The 19849-nt window shown below is 46.5% G+C and carries 16 protein-coding genes and 1 tRNA gene; 10 read left to right on the top strand and 7 right to left on the bottom strand.

What is annotated here, in order from left to right:
- Positions 1-6 precede the first annotated feature (6 nt).
- From QFZ51_RS30745 to QFZ51_RS30755, 3 genes are read right to left on the bottom strand one after another with little or no spacing between them, the layout of a single operon-like run.
- Positions 7-492, bottom strand: a complete 486-nt coding sequence (locus tag QFZ51_RS30745) for a hypothetical protein (protein WP_429051319.1) — start codon at positions 490-492, stop codon at positions 7-9.
- 1 nt (position 493) lies between these two features.
- Positions 494-1993: a zinc-dependent metalloprotease gene (locus QFZ51_RS30750; RefSeq protein WP_429051321.1), complete on the bottom strand. Its 1500-nt coding sequence runs from the start codon at positions 1991-1993 to the stop codon at positions 494-496.
- A gap of 18 nt (positions 1994-2011) precedes the next feature.
- Positions 2012-3790, bottom strand: a complete 1779-nt coding sequence (locus tag QFZ51_RS30755; RefSeq protein WP_429051324.1) for a type VI secretion system Vgr family protein — start codon at positions 3788-3790, stop codon at positions 2012-2014.
- Positions 3791-4253: 463 nt separating this feature from the next.
- Between QFZ51_RS30755 and QFZ51_RS30760 the strand changes: the two genes are divergently transcribed.
- The gene (locus QFZ51_RS30760) at positions 4254-6209 is read left to right on the top strand and encodes a glycoside hydrolase family 97 protein (protein WP_429051327.1); all 1956 of its coding nucleotides are present in this window, start codon (positions 4254-4256) and stop codon (positions 6207-6209) included.
- A gap of 38 nt (positions 6210-6247) precedes the next feature.
- Entirely contained in the window at positions 6248-7147 is a 900-nt protein-coding gene (locus QFZ51_RS30765) for a glycerophosphodiester phosphodiesterase family protein (protein ID WP_429051330.1), read from the top strand.
- Between the two features lie 66 nt (positions 7148-7213).
- Here the strand turns inward: QFZ51_RS30765 and QFZ51_RS30770 are convergent, their stop codons facing one another.
- The 4 genes from QFZ51_RS30770 to QFZ51_RS30785 form a co-directional block, all read right to left on the bottom strand.
- The gene (locus QFZ51_RS30770; RefSeq protein WP_429051332.1) at positions 7214-7840 is read right to left on the bottom strand and encodes a hypothetical protein; all 627 of its coding nucleotides are present in this window, start codon (positions 7838-7840) and stop codon (positions 7214-7216) included.
- Complete coding sequence (locus QFZ51_RS30775) at positions 7830-8333, bottom strand: RNA polymerase sigma factor (RefSeq protein WP_429051334.1); 504 nt, start codon at positions 8331-8333, stop codon at positions 7830-7832. The genes QFZ51_RS30770 and QFZ51_RS30775 overlap by 11 nt, the downstream gene beginning before the upstream one ends.
- Before the next feature lie 12 nt (positions 8334-8345).
- Complete coding sequence (locus QFZ51_RS30780; RefSeq protein WP_429051336.1) at positions 8346-9221, bottom strand: TraB/GumN family protein; 876 nt, start codon at positions 9219-9221, stop codon at positions 8346-8348.
- Positions 9222-9372: 151 nt separating this feature from the next.
- The gene (locus tag QFZ51_RS30785; protein WP_429051338.1) at positions 9373-10494 is read right to left on the bottom strand and encodes a suppressor of fused domain protein; all 1122 of its coding nucleotides are present in this window, start codon (positions 10492-10494) and stop codon (positions 9373-9375) included.
- Between the two features lie 96 nt (positions 10495-10590).
- On the opposite strand from QFZ51_RS30785, the gene QFZ51_RS30790 reads away from it, so the two are divergent.
- From QFZ51_RS30790 to QFZ51_RS30825, 8 genes are all read left to right on the top strand, one after another.
- Positions 10591-11361 (top strand): NIPSNAP family protein, encoded by a 771-nt coding sequence (locus QFZ51_RS30790; RefSeq protein WP_429051341.1) that lies wholly within the window; start codon positions 10591-10593, stop codon positions 11359-11361.
- A gap of 4 nt (positions 11362-11365) precedes the next feature.
- Entirely contained in the window at positions 11366-11488 is a 123-nt protein-coding gene (locus QFZ51_RS30795) for a hypothetical protein (RefSeq protein WP_429051342.1), read from the top strand.
- Between the two features lie 211 nt (positions 11489-11699).
- Positions 11700-12623 (top strand): family 2A encapsulin nanocompartment shell protein, encoded by a 924-nt coding sequence (locus QFZ51_RS30800; RefSeq protein WP_429051343.1) that lies wholly within the window; start codon positions 11700-11702, stop codon positions 12621-12623.
- Positions 12610-14259, top strand: a complete 1650-nt coding sequence (locus QFZ51_RS30805) for a family 2A encapsulin nanocompartment cargo protein cysteine desulfurase (protein WP_429051344.1) — start codon at positions 12610-12612, stop codon at positions 14257-14259. Before QFZ51_RS30800 ends, QFZ51_RS30805 begins: the two co-directional genes overlap by 14 nt.
- Before the next feature lie 262 nt (positions 14260-14521).
- Positions 14522-14593: transfer RNA gene (locus QFZ51_RS30810), tRNA-Met, on the top strand.
- Positions 14594-14743: 150 nt separating this feature from the next.
- Complete coding sequence (gene yiaA, locus QFZ51_RS30815; protein WP_429051345.1) at positions 14744-15166, top strand: inner membrane protein YiaA; 423 nt, start codon at positions 14744-14746, stop codon at positions 15164-15166.
- 282 nt (positions 15167-15448) lie between these two features.
- Positions 15449-16303, top strand: a complete 855-nt coding sequence (locus QFZ51_RS30820) for a hypothetical protein (protein WP_429051348.1) — start codon at positions 15449-15451, stop codon at positions 16301-16303.
- Between the two features lie 565 nt (positions 16304-16868).
- On the top strand, positions 16869-19844 hold the full coding sequence (locus QFZ51_RS30825; RefSeq protein ID WP_429051350.1) for a SusC/RagA family TonB-linked outer membrane protein: 2976 nt from the start codon (positions 16869-16871) through the stop codon (positions 19842-19844).
- Positions 19845-19849 lie beyond the last annotated feature (5 nt).

Raw genomic sequence — 19849 nt, forward strand, 5'->3', positions numbered from 1 at the left:
GTATGGCTACTTTTTTTTATTCCCTTCAGTAATCAGTTGCGATACCTCTTTTTTTAGGTTTCCCACGTAATGCCTGATAGCTGCCGGGATGCGGCCGGTGTCGGCATCTATCTGGTACGACATAGGCGGCCTTTTATCTTTAAACCCAACTTCCACTATTACCACCGGCTGCTCTCCGCAATACAGGCAACCCCAGCTATGAGTAGTAGTACCGGCGGTTAACAACAGTGATGGGATGGAATCCAGCACAAAACGGCTTCGCTGCCATTGACCGGAGGATAATGTTTGCACGGACGAATCTATTTTTACGCCAGTGGTATCCAGCCAGTATCGCTCCAGTACTTCAGGCGTAACGCGGTATTTCACCCGGATGCCGGTGGAAAAAACACCGAAGTGTACCCAGGCTACTGCACCGGTTCCGGGTTTTGTTTGTGCCGGTAGTATATCCATTACCATTAGCATCAATAAAAGCGTAATCAAACTGCCGCGCATACTAGTAATTTAAAATTAAACTCCGGTCCTGTCTCATGATGTCCCACTGGAACTTAAAAAAGGACCGCATATTATCTTTAGCATTGTGTGGATTCAGATTACCGTTTGTTTGCCAGGTATAATCCATGATGTTGTCGGTATGGCCCTGGTAAAAAGTATAGGGCGGCGGTTTTAGTCCGGCCATAGGCTGCCCGGCACTGAAAGTATGCTGCAAGCCCAGCGAATGCCCCGCTTCATGCAACAGGGTACGCCGTTGATTGAGCCCTTTCAGAAATACAACGAAGGCATTTCCCCATACAAATTCCTTTATAACGTCTCCGTCGGCGGCAGCAGCGATGCCGTTAAAATCGGCGGGTAAATCCGTGAGGAATATATAGGTGCGTTTGTTGGCATCGGCGTTAATGCGGCCGCCATTGGGTTTGTGCTGCCCGTATTTTTCATACAGCTTCATCACTTCCTCCAGGAACTGTTGCTCATTGAAGGCTGCTGCTCCGCCAAGAACATTATTCCAATAGCTGGTAACGTCATGGTCGGTTAAAGGGAGTACGCCGGTTTCAAAAATGGTGTCGGTTTTAATTTCGGCGCGGATGAGCGCCTGGTTATATGAACCTCTTTTAAACTGGTACTCTATGTCCTTTACCATTTGCTGATCAATAGCAGGAAGACTGTTTGCCTGTGTGCCTACCTTCACCAGTATCAGCTCCATTTTGGGAATGACGTGATTATTATACACCATCAGCTTGCCCACTTCTTCCTTCTTATTGCCCAGTTTTGCAAACACTTTTATTTCTTCATGCTGTTGCAGCGGAGCATTGGCATTTACTACATTCACGGCGCCTTTCAACGTATAGTACTTAACTTTTACGCCGCCTGGCCGGAAGCGCGTTTGCTGGCCGCTTCCCATTAATGCAGCGATATTTATTTTCTGCGGGGTTATTTTCAGGTTAGGATTTTTTGATTCGAAGATAATCTCGGTACCATCGCTGACTACTTCCTCTATCTCTTCCAGTTCAAGGTCCAGCCGGGCGCCATCTTTATTCATGGAAGAACCGTATTTAAACTGTTGTGAAGTAGTATAAGGAAAAAGTGACAACCAGGCGGGGTAATAGTCAACACCGTATGGCTTCACCGGGTTCTTTACGTCTTTCAGGTATTCGCTTTTTGCGGCGGCTACGTCGCTAACCAGTGGTACTGTGCTGTTACACGGCTGGTTATTATTATCGCGTTCAATGTAAATAAGGGGATAGATATATTCGTCCCGGAGCCAGTCGAACCCATATTCCCCTTTGTAACCCGCCGGCCGCCTGAAGTGTACCAGGAACTTTTTCAGTTCCTTCTCTTTTGCTGGCGGCGCCTTATACTTGTCATAAATAATTTTCTCTGTGCTGCGCAGTTTTACCTGGCTGGCGGCATTCAAGCTGATATCGCCATTGGTGGCATAGGTAGTTGACAGCTCGGAGCTTTCAACAATTGTTTTTGCTACTGAGATCATATTTCCCATCTGTACCTGGTTGTGGGGTTAAAACATTTTCGCCTTGTCGCCGCTTTTATTCACGATCTGCTTGGCGCTGTGCATTTCAATATTTTCTTTGGTACTGTTCATACTCACTTTCTCGGCGGTCTTCTCAATATTTTTAGCAGTGCGCTGGAGTGTATCATCCGCCACCTCTTTGATATTGGCAGCAAGCAGGCTAAAGTCCTTCACCGCAGTTTGCGACAGGTTTTTACCGGCGCTTACCTGTATATTTTCTTTTGCTGTAAAGCTGATATTTTTAGCATTGATAGTGATGTTTTCCATCGCGGCGATGTTAATACTTTGGGCACTGGTATCCATTGTAACGATGTTACCGGATTTATCGGTGATGGTGATGCTTTCTGCGCCGTCGGTATCATCCAGGCGGATGATATGCCCGCTGCGGGTTTTAATGACCTTCAGGTTATTTTGCGCGTCACCGAAGCCCGTTTTCGCGTTTCCGTTATACACGGTGCCAAGTACGACTGGCACTTCAGGATTACCTCCTTCAAAATCTACCCATACTTCCTCCCCGTTTTCAGGTATAAAATAGAACCCTTTCTCAGTACCTCCATGCGGGGATACCAATCGTAGCCAGGGCGTAGTTCCTTGTTGCTGCCATTGAAATTTTACCCGTACACGGCCCAGTCCTTTGGGGTCATTATTATCGGTCACCACAGCGCTTTGCGCTTCACATACCGGCGTGCGGTACAGGTCTACCTCCGGCATGGCTGCTGCGGCGGGTATGGCTTCAAAGGTATTTTTATATAATCCGTTTTCTGTGCAGTAGTGCGCGAGTTGCGTTACTACAAACTCGCCATGGTGCTCATTGGAAAGTACCGATTCATTAACGGTAATGATATCCCCGATACGTAATGCGCTCTGCTGGCTGGTACCTTTCAGGACGGCCATTTGCGAAAGCCTTCCCTTCTTTTGTACCTGCGTATATTTATCCAGTTGCGATTTTGCTGCGGTACCAAACGATTGGTTCAGTTTATACTGCGACGTTTTTTTATACAGCCGTTCACTTACTTCTTTCAGGTGGCTCGTATATACGTCGGTGTTACCTGCGGGCACCGACAGGGTATCGTTGCTTACCGCCTGGTTTTGCCGGTAATCATAGCCATAGAAGCGGCTATTGTTGGACTTCACGGTAAGATCGAGGTTAAACCCGATCAGGTCTACCTGGTGTGTAAGCGTTGTCTTCTGCGGACGGTAATTTCCAAACACCACCTTCTCTCCATCATAAAAAAACCATTCCCCGAAACGGGCGGCGAGCCTGTCTATAAACTCATAGGTGGTTTCTTTATATTGTACAATATATTTCAGCGCATCGGTATGTGCCGGATCTACGGCGGGCGATTTGGCGTAAGGCCCGCATCCCTTCAGGGCTTCATTCACAATGGCCGACAATGTTTTCTGCTCATAACAGGCAATATGTTCATCATCTTCCAGCAGGATAGTTACACTATGTCCTTTGATCACGCAAAATCCGTGCGTACCATCGGTCTCCTTTCCCATGCTGATACCACTCACAATACCATTAAAATTTAAAGGTTTGTATACGGCATTTGATTCAACAGGTTTTACAGAGATAGAAATTTCTTTTCCCAGGAACTCCTTACCGGCATTAAACAATCCTTTTCCGAGTTTGGTAAGCCAGTCGTACCCGATCATGATCTCAAAGCTATGATGACCGCGTATAGTCTGATGCAGGACAAGGGAATGAAAAGAAGTAAAATGATGATCACCAATAGTGAATGAGGTGTGCGTATACAATGACATTTCGCAGCTTTTACGGTTTTAAATATGGTTATACCTTTTTATCACCATAGAAATGATATCGGGTAACTACTTCAAAAAATTGGAATTAATATCTGCTGTTGCCATTAACGGGTTAAAACACACAACAGGAGATTGACATGGTTACAGTCAGCAACTAATATACAACAAGTGCCACAATTTCAATCATACGCCAACAAAAAAATAACGCCGTTGATGCGATAAAATAAAAGAGCTCTGCCGTTAAATAATAAGCAGGATACCTAATGTTTACAACTTCAAATGTATATAACGGCCCGCGATGAAATATTAACTTATCTAGCAGGCCAGCAATCAGTGCTATTATTGAACGCAGCTTTCATAATGCGGCCCGTAATTTATCATGTAAAGTTTATAAAATAACGATTAATTTAACCCCCGCTTCTCCGAGCGGAGGAACTTCATTTTACAACTTAAAACGGAAATAATGAATCTGAAAGGATGGATGCTTGCCTGGATAGCCATTACAGGAAGCATAGCAGCAGCGGCACAGGAATATACATTGCGTTCGCCCGACGGTAAAATAAATATACGTATAACCGTAAGGGATAGTATACAGTATTCCTTATCCTACAATGGCCAGGTATTGTTGCAGCCGGCCACTATCGGCGTGGCTACCTCTGTTAGCCGTGATGGTAACTGGAAAGTTGCCGGCACTAAAACGTCGTCGGTAACACAAACGCTTCGCCCGGTAGTAAAGCAGAAAAGTACCTTCATTGAAGATCGCTACGATCAGTTGCAGCTCAATTTTAAAAACCGCACCTCCCTGCAATGGCGCGCCTACAACAATGGTATTGCATGGCGATGGCTCATTAATAACAAAGGCGCCTGGCAGGTGGTGAACGAGCAGGCCGGCTTCGCCCTCCAGGCGAAAGACAGCGCCTGGTACCCGGTTGAAAGCGGGTTCTTCTCCCATAACGAACGCCTCTATAAAAAACTGACCATAGATAGTATCCGCGGCCCGAAAAGCCTGGCCAGCCTGCCTGCACTGTTCAGCGTAAACGGCGCCAAATTACTGATCACCGAAACCGGTCTCCTTAATCACGCAGGAATGTGGCTTCAGGGAAATGGCAGCAACACACTGGAGGCCGTATTTCCCCACTACCCGATAAAGAAAAAAGTAACCTCCGACCGCGATGAAGAAGTAGAAACCAGGGAGCATTTTATCGCCAAAAAAGAAGGCGCTTCCCAATTGCCCTGGCGCATGGTGATGATAGCACCGGAAGATAAAGACCTGCTGGTAAATGAACTTCCTTATCAACTCGCGGAGCCGGCTGCGGGCGACTACAGCTGGGTGAAGCCCGGCAAGGCCATCTGGGACTGGTGGAACGATAATAATATTTACCAGGTGGATTTCCGGGCGGGTATCAACACCGACACTTATAAATATTACATCGACTTTGCCGCTAAATACAAACTGGAATATGTAGTACTGGACGAAGGCTGGAGCGATACCCGCAACCTGCTGAAAACAGTGCCCGACATAAATATGGAAGAATTATCGCGCTACGCGGCTTCCAAAAATGTAGGCATCATCCTGTGGACGACGTGGCTGGCACTGGATCAACAGCTGGACGCCGCAATGGAACTCTTTGCCAAATGGAATATCAAAGGGATTAAGGTCGACTTCATGCAGCGCGATGACCAGCCAATGGTGAACTTTTATGAAAGGGTGGCCAAAGCCGCTGCTGCACATAAAATGCTGGTAGACTTCCATGGCGCGCATAAACCCGCGGGGCTCCAACGTACATACCCCAACGTAATTTCCTTTGAAGGCGTGTATGGACTGGAGCAAAGCAAAGGCGATCAAAGCAAATCCATTGCACCGGATCATAACGTTACCTTTCCCTTTATCCGTATGGCAGCAGGACCGGCGGACTATACACCCGGCGCTATGCTGAATGCACAAAAAAGAGACTGGGCTCCTCATTTCAGCAACCCAATGAGCATCGGTACCCGTTGCCATCAACTGGCAATGTACGTGGTATATGAAAGTCCGCTGCAAATGCTGGCAGATAATCCCACGCACTATTACAAAGAACCGGAATGTATGCAGTTCCTGGAGGCGGTTCCCAGCGTATGGGATACCACTATTGCCCTGCAGGCCAGCGTTGGCAACTATATCCTTACCGCGCGCAAGGCCGCTAACGGCGATTGGTATGTAGGCGGTATGACAAACTTCACACCACGCACCTTAACACTGGATTGTTCTTTCCTGCCAGAAGGTACCTATACCATGCATGTCTGGAAAGATGGTATCAACGCCGACAGGAACGCACAAGACTATAAAATGGAACAGATAACGGTAGATAAAAACTCGAAAGTACCGGTAGTAATGAACGTTGGCGGCGGGTGGGCCGCAAGGATCGTGAAGCAACAATAAAATAACATTGCCGGTAAACCATTTATATTCACTTTGCAATGATGAACCGTACTTTATTTTTAGCTGTCCTGGGTAGCCTGTTTACCAGTAGCGCAATCGCACAACAACCGATAGATATACAGGCACATCGCGGGGGAATGGCCCTGATGCCGGAGAATACCATTCCCGCTATGATCAACGCCGTAAAATTAGGCGCCAGAACACTGGAGCTCGACTGCATCATTACAGCAGATCAACAGGTAGTCGTATCGCACGATGCGTATATGTCGGCAGAATTTATGCGTAAGCCTGATGGCTCGGATATCTCCAAAGCCGAAGAAAAAAGCCTCGCGTTGTATAAAATGTCTTACGACAGCATCCGGAAATATGACGCAGGTACAAAACCACATCCCCGCTTTCCGCAACAGGAAAAAATGATGGTTCACCGGCCACTGCTAACAGACCTGATAGATAGTGTGGAAACGTATGTAAAAACACATCACCTCAAACCAGTGTTTTACAACATGGAAACCAAAAGCGCTCCCGATGGCGATGGCATCTATAATCCCGGACCAGCGGAATTTGTAGCCCGCGTAATGGAAGTCATCAACAGGAAAAAAATTACGGACCGCGTTATTATCCAGTCGTTCGACATCCGCACACTCCAGGAATTGCATAAAACCCATCCCGGTCAGAAAACCGCTTTGCTGATAGGTAACAAAGACAGCTTCAGCGACAACCTTGAGAAGCTGGGATTCACGCCCACCATCTATAGCCCAAACTACCTGTTGGTAACGCCGACCCTGGTAAAAGAAGCACACGATAAAAAAGTGGCGGTGATTCCCTGGACCGTAGATGACGAAAGCGAATTAAAAAAACTCATCTCCTGGGGAGTAGACGGCATTATTTCCAATGCACCTGATAAACTCATAAAACTGGTGGGCAGCTACCAGAAGTAATACTTACTTTAAAATAAAGCGCGGGTCGACAAATGATGTCGACCCGCGCTTTATTTTTATTCTTATCTACGCATTTTCTTTAAACTGTTCCAGCACCTGCCCTATCTGCTTCAGGTACTTCCCATAACTTTGTTTAATCCATATTTCCGTTAAGGCGGTAATCAGTAATACCAGCAAAACAAAAGCTGCAGCTAAACCCAGCGCGATTCCCCGGTGATCAGCAGCCTTTTCCAGCAAACTGGTCATCTCGCTGCTTTTATGGCTCACCATGTACATAACGCCAATGATCAATGCAAAAGGAAGCAATGTATAGGTGTAAGCTTTATACATTTCAATATTCAGCCTGGCCTCGTAATACAAAGCATATAGATTATCTTTTGAGCTGAGGGTATTTGTACCAAGACTCTTATAAAAAGTATTAAACTTATAATAATATTGAACAGAGATGGCTATCACCACCAGGTACACCGCATAAAAAGGCACCACCATCACCGGATCGAGTGGAAAAATTTTAGGTGTAAACGCTATCAGTACCAGGCTGAAAAGCTGTACAAAAAATTCCATTTGCATCGCTTTACGTAGTTTTTCCACCGGCAGTTGTAAGGTTTTTAACTGGTCTACACTGGAAGGAACCACTACATTGCCGCTTTCATTATCGTTGTTCCATGCAGATTTTATATCATCAAAATTCATAACCTTGTTTTTTAATCAGTTCTTTTAATTTGTCTTTTGCCCTGCTGAGCTTAATTCTGGCATTTCCTTCGGAGATACCCAGGTTTTCACCGATCTCTTTGTGGGAATAATTTTCCAGGTGAAGAAAAACCAATGCCTTTTCCAGTCTTTCCAGTTTCTGTACCGCCCTGTAAAAGTGTGCCAGTTGCAGTTCTTTTGTAGCTGTTATATTTTCTTCCATGGCCATGTGTTCCGGCATGGTGTCTGTAACAACCATTTTTCTTCTTTCTTTTTTGAAGAATACCAGTGCGGTATTCAGCGCAACCCTGTACATCCAGGTGGAGAAGCGGCTTTGGTGCTGAAAGGAGTCGTAAGATTTCCATAGCTGGTAGATGATTTCCTGTGTCAGATCCTGCTGATCATCTTCAGCATCCATATACATCCTGGAAATCTTATGAATAATTCCTTTGTGGGCTTCAACCAGTTCAAGAAATTCTTTTTCCTTGTTTTTCAATCGGTGATATCTTTAGTTCAAAATAGGTGTAACCGTATATCCTTTCTCTCTTAATAATTTAATCAATCCGATAGGGCCTGCGAGATGGGCGCCGCCCACTGCAAAGAAAGTGCTTTCCTGCTGCATCATTCCGGGCATTTTATCAACCCAGTTTTTGTTCCGCACTTCCAGCATCCAGTGAATGGCATTTTCATCCATCTGGTCCGGGGTAGTCATCAGGTTGTACATAGTACTCAGCTCTTCTGCTTTATAGGCTGCCACCAGTTTGTTCATGTTTATACTGCTGCTGTCGAAAGCCTTTACCTGTTCAACAATTTGTTTATCGGTATAAGATTTCAGCAGGTATCCCACCTGCTCTTCCAATCCTTCCAGGTAATCGACATGCTTTTTATCCGCCTGCATTGTTTGTATAAAAGTAGTTTCGTAAGATTTTAATTCCTGGCAGGGAAATGATTTCATGGCCAGCAGGGAGATAGTAGCGACCAGCTGATAGTTTTCAAACGGCGCCAAAGGCACGCCACATTTACTTTTCAGGATAGAATCCACGTCGTGGTAGTCGGCAGGAGATAATTTCTTGCTCAACGGCACATCAGACGCCATGGCTTTAGCCATAATGGTATTAATATTGGGGTCGAGGATATTAGCTTCAATCACCAGTTGCGCCGATTTACTTAATGCCTGCTTTGTTTTTTCGGTTACTTTAAAATCATTTTCACAAATCATGTGGATGGTGCCATACAAATAAGAGGGCTTCGATAACCCGTTACCGCTGACTTCCCACAATAATGATTTGTCCTGGCTGGTTGGCTGCTGTGCAACCGCTTTACCTGCAAATAAGCCTGTGATTACCAATGTAGCTGCTGCGATATTCCTGAAGATATTTTTCATGTGCTTTTTGATTTTCTTTTCAGAATTAGTAGGCGATGGAATCACTTCGTTACAGATTATTTCAACTTTCTTTTAAAAATTTCTTAAACCGGCCACCAGTAAAGAGAAAGGTCTGCTTTGTGGCAGACCTTTTCCTGTAACAGAGGTATTCTTATTTATCAGCGGGCAATTCGGGCCTGCGGGTAACAATGTGGTTCAGGTTATGATGGATCATTTTCTCCAGCAGGTCGTAGCCTGCATTAGGCCGGGAGTGCGCATATTCCCTTTCCAGTTTGGTGATGGGGGCCAGCCAGTACAAGTTCACCTTATCGCCATATACCTCCGGCAACCCGATGGCGGGGCCATTATATAAGGCGGACGATACCACTACGCTTTCGAAAGGCGCCGGGAGTTCACCGGAGCTTACCGTATGGCCTTCTCCCAGCCAGGTAACCTGTTTCCAGGGCCTGTCGGCCATGTCAGACATCAGGCCGGCCATGGCCATGATCTCTTTATCCGTAAAATCTTTACTGCTCACTGCCATCGCCAGTTCCATCCGGCGAAACCCGGGTGCCCGGTCGCTGTACAGCAGCTCTACCCACGGCATCGGGCGGATACTCACCCCCAGGGTAAGCAGGTATACGACCTCATCTTTCTCAAATTTACCTAATGCCATCGGGGGCCATTGTCCGCCGTCGATGGCGTAGTACTTCTGAATGGGACCAAACTCCGCTTCATAGGCTTTCAGATACCGGTCCTGTAAAATGCTCCATGCCTGGCTGGTTTCGCCTTCCCAGTCTTTCCAGAAGGCAATGGCCTGGTCTACGCGCTCATACATGGCGTTGGCGCCCCGTTTGCCCAGTGGCATCAGCCGGTCGTTTTCGCCGGCGCCGGTACAATCCGCAGCATAGGCTACCGCGTGTTCGTCATTATACAAACTCCAACCGGGTATTACACCCAGTATTTCATTATCATATAATACCGCTGCTCCATCTCCCTCTCCTTCCGTCCATACAATTGTTATACGCTCTTTTTCCAGCGGTTCACGGCCTTCCGGGTGGTTGCAGTAGGCTGCTTCCAACATAGGCGCCATGCCTTCTTTCATGGCCGCAACATCTTTCGTTGCGGGCGCCGGCTGCAGGTTACGCAACCAGCACGGTCGCGGCGAATACTTTGTGGTCAGCAATTCCGATGGATACAGGTAAAAATAAGCCACTCTGTCATCCTGCTCCACTACGGCATATAAAGTTCCCCTGTTATTAGGCTGGTCTATCAACATTACCGGCTCAGACATAATTATTCTTTTAAGATCGAAAAATAACACAATCCCGGCAATACTATAATTCCTGCCTCAATTGCTGTATTTTGTCAGGTATACAATTAATTTTTTATGAAAAGATATTCCACCCTCTTAATGGCACTCATGATGTTTTGTTCAGCTACACTCACTGCCAAAGAACGACAATTTTATCAGATCAAAATCTACCACCTGAAAACAAAAACGCAGGAAACACTGGTAGATAATTACCTGGAAAAAGCATTTCTCCCGGCATTACACCATGCAGGCATCAAACAGGCCGGCGTGTTTAAACCGGTTACTGCCGATACGGCCGAAATCCGGATCTATGTATTGATCCCATTCCAGTCGCTCGAACAGTTCACCAACCTGGATAAAACCCTGCAGGCCGACAAGGCCTTCCAGGCTAACGGGAAAGACTATACGGATGCAGCCTGGAACAACGTTCCTTTTACCAGGATAGAATCCATCCTGTTACAGGCGTTTCCCGGGATGCCCGTACTGGAGGCTCCCTCATTGAAAGCTCCCAAAAGTGAGCGGGTATACGAACTACGCAGTTATGAAAGCCCTTCCGAGAAATACCACGTCAATAAAGTAAAGATGTTCAATACCGGCGACGAAATCGGCATTTTCAAAAACCTCAACTTTAATGCGGTGTTTTATGCCACTGTCATTTCCGGTTCACGCATGCCCAACCTGATGTACATGACCACTTTCAACAATAAGGAAGACCGCGATGAACACTGGAAGGCATTTAGTGCAGATCCGAAATGGAAAGCCCTGTCGGCGCTGGAAGAATACAGTCACAATGTATCTAAATCAGATATCCTGTTCCTGAGACCAACAGACTATTCAGACCTGTAATACCATGGAGTGGCAGGCATGCACCTGCCACTCCATTTATCATACTGCCACCGTAGCCCTCACTGTTCCCTATTACCGCCATGGCTTTGTTTCCAGGCCGGTAAATGCCGACCCACATTTGTCGTAAAAATATAAATAATATTTCTACGGGCAACACCTCTCCGCGCAGGCGCCTACCTGCCCCGCCCACAGATTAAAAATGTGCGCCGATAATTAAACAAAAAGGCTTAATTTAACTGCTATTACACCCACCGGCGGGAGTGAAAATGAGCCACCACACATTTTTGCTTCCGGCCAATGACACCACAATTATTTAAAATTCAAAAACTGATCCCCACATGGCTGATGAAACTCAACAGAAAGTTCAGACCGCACTAGGCGACGTCGCCGCAAGACAGCTTGCCATTGCCACCCGTACGGTCCCGCAAATGTCTACCATTACCCCCCGCTGGCTCACGCGATTAATGAGCTGGATCCCGGTAGAATCGGGCGTATACAGGCTTAACAAAGTAAAAGATGAAAGCAATGTAACCGTGGATTGTTCCGGAAGGGATGAACGCGAACTGCCGCAAACTTTTGTGGATTACATTGATAACCCACGTGAGTACAATCTCAGTGCAGTGAATACGGTGCTGGATGTACATACCCGCGTGTCGGACCTCTACAGCAAACCTTACAACCAGATCAGCGAACAGTTGCGGCTGATCATCGAAACCATTAAGGAAAGGCAGGAAAGCGAACTGATTAACAACAAGGAATATGGTTTGCTGAACAGCGTAATAGCCTCTCAGCGTATTAAAACACGCACCGGCGCGCCTACTCCGGACGACCTGGATGAACTCATCACGAAAGTATGGAAGGAGCCCGGTTTCTTTTTACTGCATCCGCTCACCATTGCCGCCTTTGGCCGGGAATGCACCAGACGGGGTGTGCCTCCTCCCACCGTTTCCCTTTTCGGCTCTCAATTTATTACCTGGCGCGGCATTCCGCTGATACCATCCGATAAAGTGCCCATCGAAAACGGTAAATCCAAGATCATTCTTTTACGCACCGGCGAAAGCAGGCAGGGAGTAGTTGGCTTGTACCAGCCTAACTTACCGGGAGAACAGTCGCCCGGGTTATCTGTGCGCTTCATGGGCATTAACCATCAGGCCATTGCTTCCTATCTCGTATCCCTTTACTGTTCACTGGCAGTATTGGTAGACGATGCCATTGCTGTATTGGATGATGTAGAAATAGGCAAGTACCATGAATACAAATAATTTACAACCCGATGGATTACCGGATATTGCCGCATTGGAAAAACTGGCCAACCAGTTGTTTTCCTCCCTGCAATCCGGTAATGATGCGCCCTCCGCAGGCTACGCATCTGCTGCCCCCATCCAGGACCCGTTACTGCAACAGGGAAGCGTAACGGATGTTACGCAGGCGCCCACCAGTTTACCGGATCCCCACTTTTCCGGTAACGGCGGCATTCCTGCTTCTGTGGCAGGCAGCGGTATTTCACCAGCTGCGCTCACGCATCCAACAACGGCGTATGATCCTTCTTTTGAACAGGAACTGCAACGGGCGCTGAAAAGTATACCGTCATCGACCTATACATCGCAGCTGCCTTCCGCAGGCACCTCCTACTATTTCTTACCGGAAAAAACAGCAGGTATCACCGGCGCTACCCAACCTCCGCTGGATATCAACCGGGTGAGGGCGGACTTCCCCATATTGCAGGAACAGGTGAACGGCCGCCGGCTGATATGGCTGGATAATGCCGCTACCACGCAGAAGCCGCGGAGTGTCATTGAACGGATCAGCTATTTTTATGAACATGAAAATTCAAATATTCACCGCGCCGCTCATGAACTGGCAGCACGCGCCACAGATGCTTATGAAGGCGCCCGCGAAAAGGTAAGGGCTTTTCTGAATGCTGCCTCCGTGAATGAAATCGTATTTGTTCGCGGCGCCACGGAAGCCATTAACCTCGTCGCCAAAAGCTGGGGCGAACAATTCCTGCAGGCAGGCGATGAAATTATTCTGAGCCACCTGGAGCATCATGCCAACATTGTACCGTGGCAACAACTGGTTGCCAAAAAAGGATTGCTGATAAAAGTAATTCCTGTGGATGACGACGGGCAGATCATACTTTCTGAATACCAGAAACTGCTTGGCGCTAAAACAAAGCTGGTGTCTTTTACACAGGTGTCCAATGCACTCGGCACCGTTACACCGGCCCAACAAATAGTGGAACTCGCCCACCAGGCAGGCGCTAAAGTACTGGTAGACGGCGCCCAGGCGGTATCGCATATGCGCGCTGATGTACAGCGGCTTAATTGCGACTGGTACGTATTTTCCGGGCACAAAGTTTTTGGCCCCACCGGCATCGGCGTATTGTACGGCAAAGAGGCATTGCTGAATGAAACACAACCCTGGCAGGGTGGCGGTAATATGATCAAAGATGTAACCTTTGAACACACCCAATACCACGCCGCCCCCGGGCGCTTTGAAGCCGGTACCGGTAACATAGCCGACGCCGTAGGACTAGGCGCTGCAATTGATTACGTAAATCATATAGGCATTGATGTTATATACCAGTATGAACATTACTTGCTCGTATATGCCACACAGTTATTGAAAGAGGTACCTGGTTTGCGCCTGATAGGCACCGCTCCCGATAAAACAAGCGTGTTGTCTTTTGTATTTAAAGATTTCACAACTGAACAGGTGGGTGCGGCGCTCAACCAGGAAGGAATTGCAGTAAGATCCGGCCATCATTGCGCACAGCCCATCCTTCGCAGGTTTGGCGTGGAAAGCACCGTGAGGCCATCACTGGCATTCTACAACAGTTGTGCGGATATTGATACGCTCGTAAATACTTTATTAAGATTACGAAGAAGCAGGATATAATTTTTTTTAGAAAGAAGAGATGGCTGGCAGTTTATTCATATCAAACTATTAGTCATCTCTTCTATCAAAAATATTTTTCATCTCACAGAAAATAAAAAAGAAGCGCCAGACCAATTCCATCAAACGCGCTACGGCACTACATTACACCGGATCTGTTTTTCCACGCAAAAACCTCATTGCCCTGGAACATGCGGCTGTGCTCATAAAAAACAACATTTAAATTTTGTGGTTTAAATTATTTACCTACATTTGCACTCCACAATGCGAGGTAGAGCAGAGGTAGCTCGTCGGGCTCATAACCCGAAGGTCAGTGGTTCGAATCCGCTCCTCGCTACAAAAAGTAAAAGTCCTGTACTGAAAGTGCAGGACTTTTTTTATACCGCAACAGATCGAAAATAAATAGTATTATTACAACAGGCCATCAATACCTGAAAGCAGTTTTTGTTAGCCATCAACCCAATCCCTAAACAAATTTTATTACTCAATGAAACAAAAACCATCAATGGCATTTATTGCCGCCTCCTGGGTAGCGGTATTTGCAGGTATCCTGGGCTTCATCATCGGCCTGTGGAATGCATCCACTATGCAACTGAATGAAAAAGGATATTACTTCACCGTTTTAATGTACGGCCTGTTCGCAGCGGTATCTGTCCAGAAGTGCGTGCGCGACAGGATTGAAGGTGTTCCCGTAACCGACATTTATTATGGTCTCAGCTGGGTGTCCATGTTGCTTACCATCCTGTTGCTTACTATCGGATTATGGAATGCCACCCTTGCACCAAGCGAAAAAGGATTTTACGCATTTGCATTTTTGCTGAGCGTTTTCGGCGCTATCACGGTACAGAAAAATACCCGCGATAGCCAGGCCGCGAAAGCAGGCAACAGTCCCGTTTCCGGCGATATCTAATACTTTCTTTTACAGGGAGGCCGGTTAGTCTCCCTGTTACTCCCCTCCCTCTTTTTCCGGAATCTATAAATACTTTTCCTGAATCGTCTTCCACAGCAATTGCTGCGGCGGTACATTTACATTGTCACCTGTGGACATGTGCTTGAACAGGACATCAAATATTATATCTATCCTCCAATCCCTTATAATACATCTCCTGAAGTGATTAACAGTATTCCTGCTAATCACTTTTTTTTGCGCCATATTATAATATATTTGTTGATAGTTAACCTTTTTATCCATATGGGAAACAAGACCTATACTGCTACTATTGTATGTATTGCAGCAATGGTGGTTATTTTTATTACAGTGCGAACTGTGCGTAAAAGCAGCCAGCCGGAATATTTGTCAAATGACAAAGCCGGAGCAGCTGCCGCTGTTGCGCTGGATGAAGCGACAGTACAGGCCGCAGTGGCGGTAGACAGCGTTACCTATGAAATGAAGACCGCTGCAGAATTTCCGCTCAGCGTTTCCCAGCTCCGTGATGCCACTGCCTATCTGCTGCATGAACAGCTGCAACTGGACAGCCATGTGGTGAAAAAAAAGCAAACTTTTGATCTCGCACTGATGTGGCATTCATATGTACAACCGCTGTATTATGAAGGAGAATCGGAAGATCCGTATAACACAACCGCCTATACGAAAAATCACGGGTTAGAGCCCGCTATCCGGCAACTTGCCTGGACTGGCCGCGATGAGGCCCGGCTGCGTGCATCCTTCGCCAGTTATAAAAACCTGTTATACGAAATGCTGCCGTATAATACTTACCAACGTTCCCCGGCACGTTATTATGTGGAAAAATTATTACTCACTTATAGCGCACTCCAGGCAAATGAAAACGTAACGGCACAGCTGGAAAAATTCTATATTAAGATGGCTATCAGTACTGATCATGGCCCCTCAGAAAATTTCATTGGAGAGGTAAGACAGGTGTTAAGTAGCATGATTCGCGTAGATCCTTCACTGAATAACAACGACCTGGGTGCACACCGGATGACCGTTTGGCTGGTTTCTTTCTGGGCCCGACGCTATAACGAAGGTAATCAGCAGGCCGTTTATGAAATCCTGAAAGAAATCAGCGATATGTACAGCCGGTGATTGATCCGGTATATCCCTCCGTTTGACCCGGATCTCAAAAAAAAATGTTAAAAATGATTTCATTTAATACAAATAAATACTACTTTTATTCCGGGCAAGAGAAAAAGTGCTGCGTTATTTGACTTGTTATTTAATAAAAGATTCACATGGATCTTTTTTTTGGAACCTATTGCTAAATCGATTTTTTAACGGAGACTATGATTGGCGCCGGGAAATCTATGCATTACACACCGCGTATGAACGAAAAAAACATAGTAATTAAAATATATTCCAGGTAAAAAAGCTAACTGAACTTGTTATTCTTATTGTTTGCTAAATCGATATACTACTGACTAAAACAGTACTGTAAGGATCGTACATTTTGCTTATGCGAATATAATGGGAACCATTGCATGCCTGACCGGAAACCAGGCAGCATCTTCATTCAGGAGATATTTTTCACTATTTAAATGATTAAACCAGTATCTGAAAAATTTTAAAAATCAGCCTGTAGGCTTATTGCTAAATCGTTTTTCCTAATAAGCAACCCGGGCTTTTCTTTATTAACCAACTTCAATTAACGTATATGCACAAACGATCCACGTTTTGGGCACGGACCTGCTTTGCCAGTATGGTACTGATGCTCTTCTCGCTGTTTGCCTTTTCACAAGGCAAAACCGTATCCGGAAAAGTAACGGATGCCAATGACAACACCGCAATTCCCGGTGTATCTGTTCAGATAAAAGGAACCAGCAGCGGAACCATCACCAAACCCGATGGTACCTTTACCCTGCAGGCACCGGAAAATGCCGTGCTGATATTTACTTTTGTTGGTTACCTCCCCCAGGAAGTACCGGCATCAGCTACTGCCATGAATGTAAAACTGGCAGCTTCCGTAAAGTCGCTGCAAGACGTAGTGGTAGTGGGTTACGGTACCCAAAAAAGAAATGAAGTAACCACTTCAGTAGCTACCGTAAAGGCGGAAAACTTCAACCAGGGCGGCTCCCGCTCTCCAATGGATCTGATCCAGGGTAAAGTAGCCGGCTTATCCGTTACCAGGACCCAGGGGAATAACCCCAACAGCGGCGCTTCTATACAGATCAGGGGTATCAGCTCCATATCCGGTGATATGAAGCCGCTGATCGTTGTGGATGGTATTCCCGGAGGCAACCTCGACCTGCTGCAACAGGATGATATCGCTACTTTCGACGTTTTGAAAGACGGTTCCGCAGCAGCTATTTATGGTACCCGCGGTAACAACGGGGTAATCCTCATCACTACTAAAAAAGGTAAAGCAGGTGATCCGCAGTATACTTACTCTACCTACCTGCAACGCGAAGCTGTGGCCAAAAGACCCAGCATACTCAGCGCAGCAGAATATGTAAAAGTGGCCGGCGCTACCAATGACCAGGGCGCCGATGTGGATATGTATGATCTCCTGCTCGACAAAAACAATCTTAGTCATTACCACAACTTCGCAGCCTCCGGTGGTACTGCAAACAGCAACTACCGCGCATCCCTTTATTACAACGATGCCAATGGTATTGCCCTCGAAAACGGCCGTAACCAATACGGCGGAAGGGTGAATGTAAACCAGACCGGCTTACAGGGCATGCTCACCATGCAGTTCAACCTGGCAGGCAATTTCAGTAAAGCCAACTTAAACGGTGGAAACAGCGGTGACGGTGATAACAAAGCCGGCAACCCGGGCGCCGATTTTGAGCAGGCAGTACAACGGAATCCTACTGCGCCGATTTTTGGACCTGATGGTAAATATGTTGAAACAAACGGTTTCAATAACTACAATCCACTGGCCCGCTTACAGCAGGAATTATACGAAAGGGATCAGAAAACCTATTCAGGAGATGCACGTATAACGCTGGAGCCTATTCAGGATTTGAAATTTTCTGCCTTCGGCGCTATTGTCCGCGATGAGTATACTGACCGCCAGTATAAAATGAAGGCTTCCCGCTCTTCCATCCAGGACTTCCAGGGTGGCGGTTATGCGTATAAAGCCAATTCCGCCGCTATGGATAAAACTTTTGAAGCTACGGTAGACTATACAAAGACAATCAATTCAGACCATACATTCAATGTGCTCGGCGGCTACAGCTATCAGTACAGCACCCTGGAAAAGTATGCCATGGATAACAACGGCTTCCTCACCGATGCGTTTGAAGACTGGAACATCTCTGCAGGTAACGCCTTAAATGATCCCAAACTGCCACGCCCTACACAGAGCAGCAACAAGGTAGACAACACCCTCATTGCATTCTTCGGCAGGATAAACTATAACTACAAACAGAAATACATGTTGCAGGCTATCCTGCGCCATGAAGGTTCTTCCCGCTTCGGTGCCAACTACAAATGGGGTAACTTCCCTGCAGTATCCGCCGGATGGGTGATTTCAAAAGAAGCCTTCATGCAGGACCTCACTGTTATCAACCACCTGAAACTGCGCGCCGGCTATGGCGTTACCGGTAACCAGGGTATTCCTAACTACCAATCCCTGATCACATTGGGAACAGGGGGCGCTTACCTCCAGTATGGTAAATGGATCCAGACTTATGGCCCCAATAAAAATCCAAACCCGGACCTGAGATGGGAAAAGAAGAAAGAGTTCAACGTGGGTCTTGATTTCTCCCTGCTGAAAAACAGAATCGGCGGTTCCGTTGATGTATACAGCCGTAGAACAGAAGACCTGTTATTCAACTACACGGCACAGCTGCCCTCCAATATCCTGGATAATATCTTCACCAACGTAGGGGAGATCTCCAACAACGGGGTGGAAGTAGTGATCAATGCGGTACCGGTAAGAAGCAAAGATTTTTCCTGGAACAGTGATCTCGCCTTCAACTCCCAGCGGAATAAAATGGTGTCATTCTCCAACCAGATTTATAAAGCCACTGAACAGTTTTATGGAGATCTCCCATCTCCGGGTAATCTTGGCCAGGCCATCCGCGTAGTAGAAGGCGGTCCGCTCGGCACTTTCTATGGCTACCGCTACGCAGGTCTTACTGACGACGGCAAATGGCAGTTCTATAAAAAAGATGGCAGTAAAGCCACTACTTCTGAAATCAATCCGGACGATAAAACAGTGATCGGAAATGGTATTCCCAAGTACATGGCTTCCTGGAACAATACTTTCCGTTACAAGAACTTTGACCTGAGTATCCTCTTCCGCGGCAAATTCGGTTTCGATATCCTGAACCTGCAGGATATGTACTTCGGTAATAAAAAATGGAAACCGAATAACATGTTATCATCTGCTATCGGTAAAAATGATAAGCTGAATGACGATCCACAGTTCTCTGACTACTACCTGGAAAAAGGCGATTTCGTGAAACTGGATAACATCACCCTCGGTTATAATTTCAAACTGAAAACCAAATATATCCGCAACCTGCGCGTGTATGCGAGCGGCCGTAATATCGCTACCATCACAAAATACAGCGGTCTTGATCCCGAACTGCAGGATACTGCGCTGGATTCCGGTATAGATGGAAGAGGATTTTATCCACGCACCCGCTCCTACACTATCGGATTGAACCTTGGATTTTAAAAGCA

The organism is Chitinophaga sp. W3I9 (assembly GCF_050434025.1).
Classification (GTDB): domain Bacteria; phylum Bacteroidota; class Bacteroidia; order Chitinophagales; family Chitinophagaceae; genus Chitinophaga.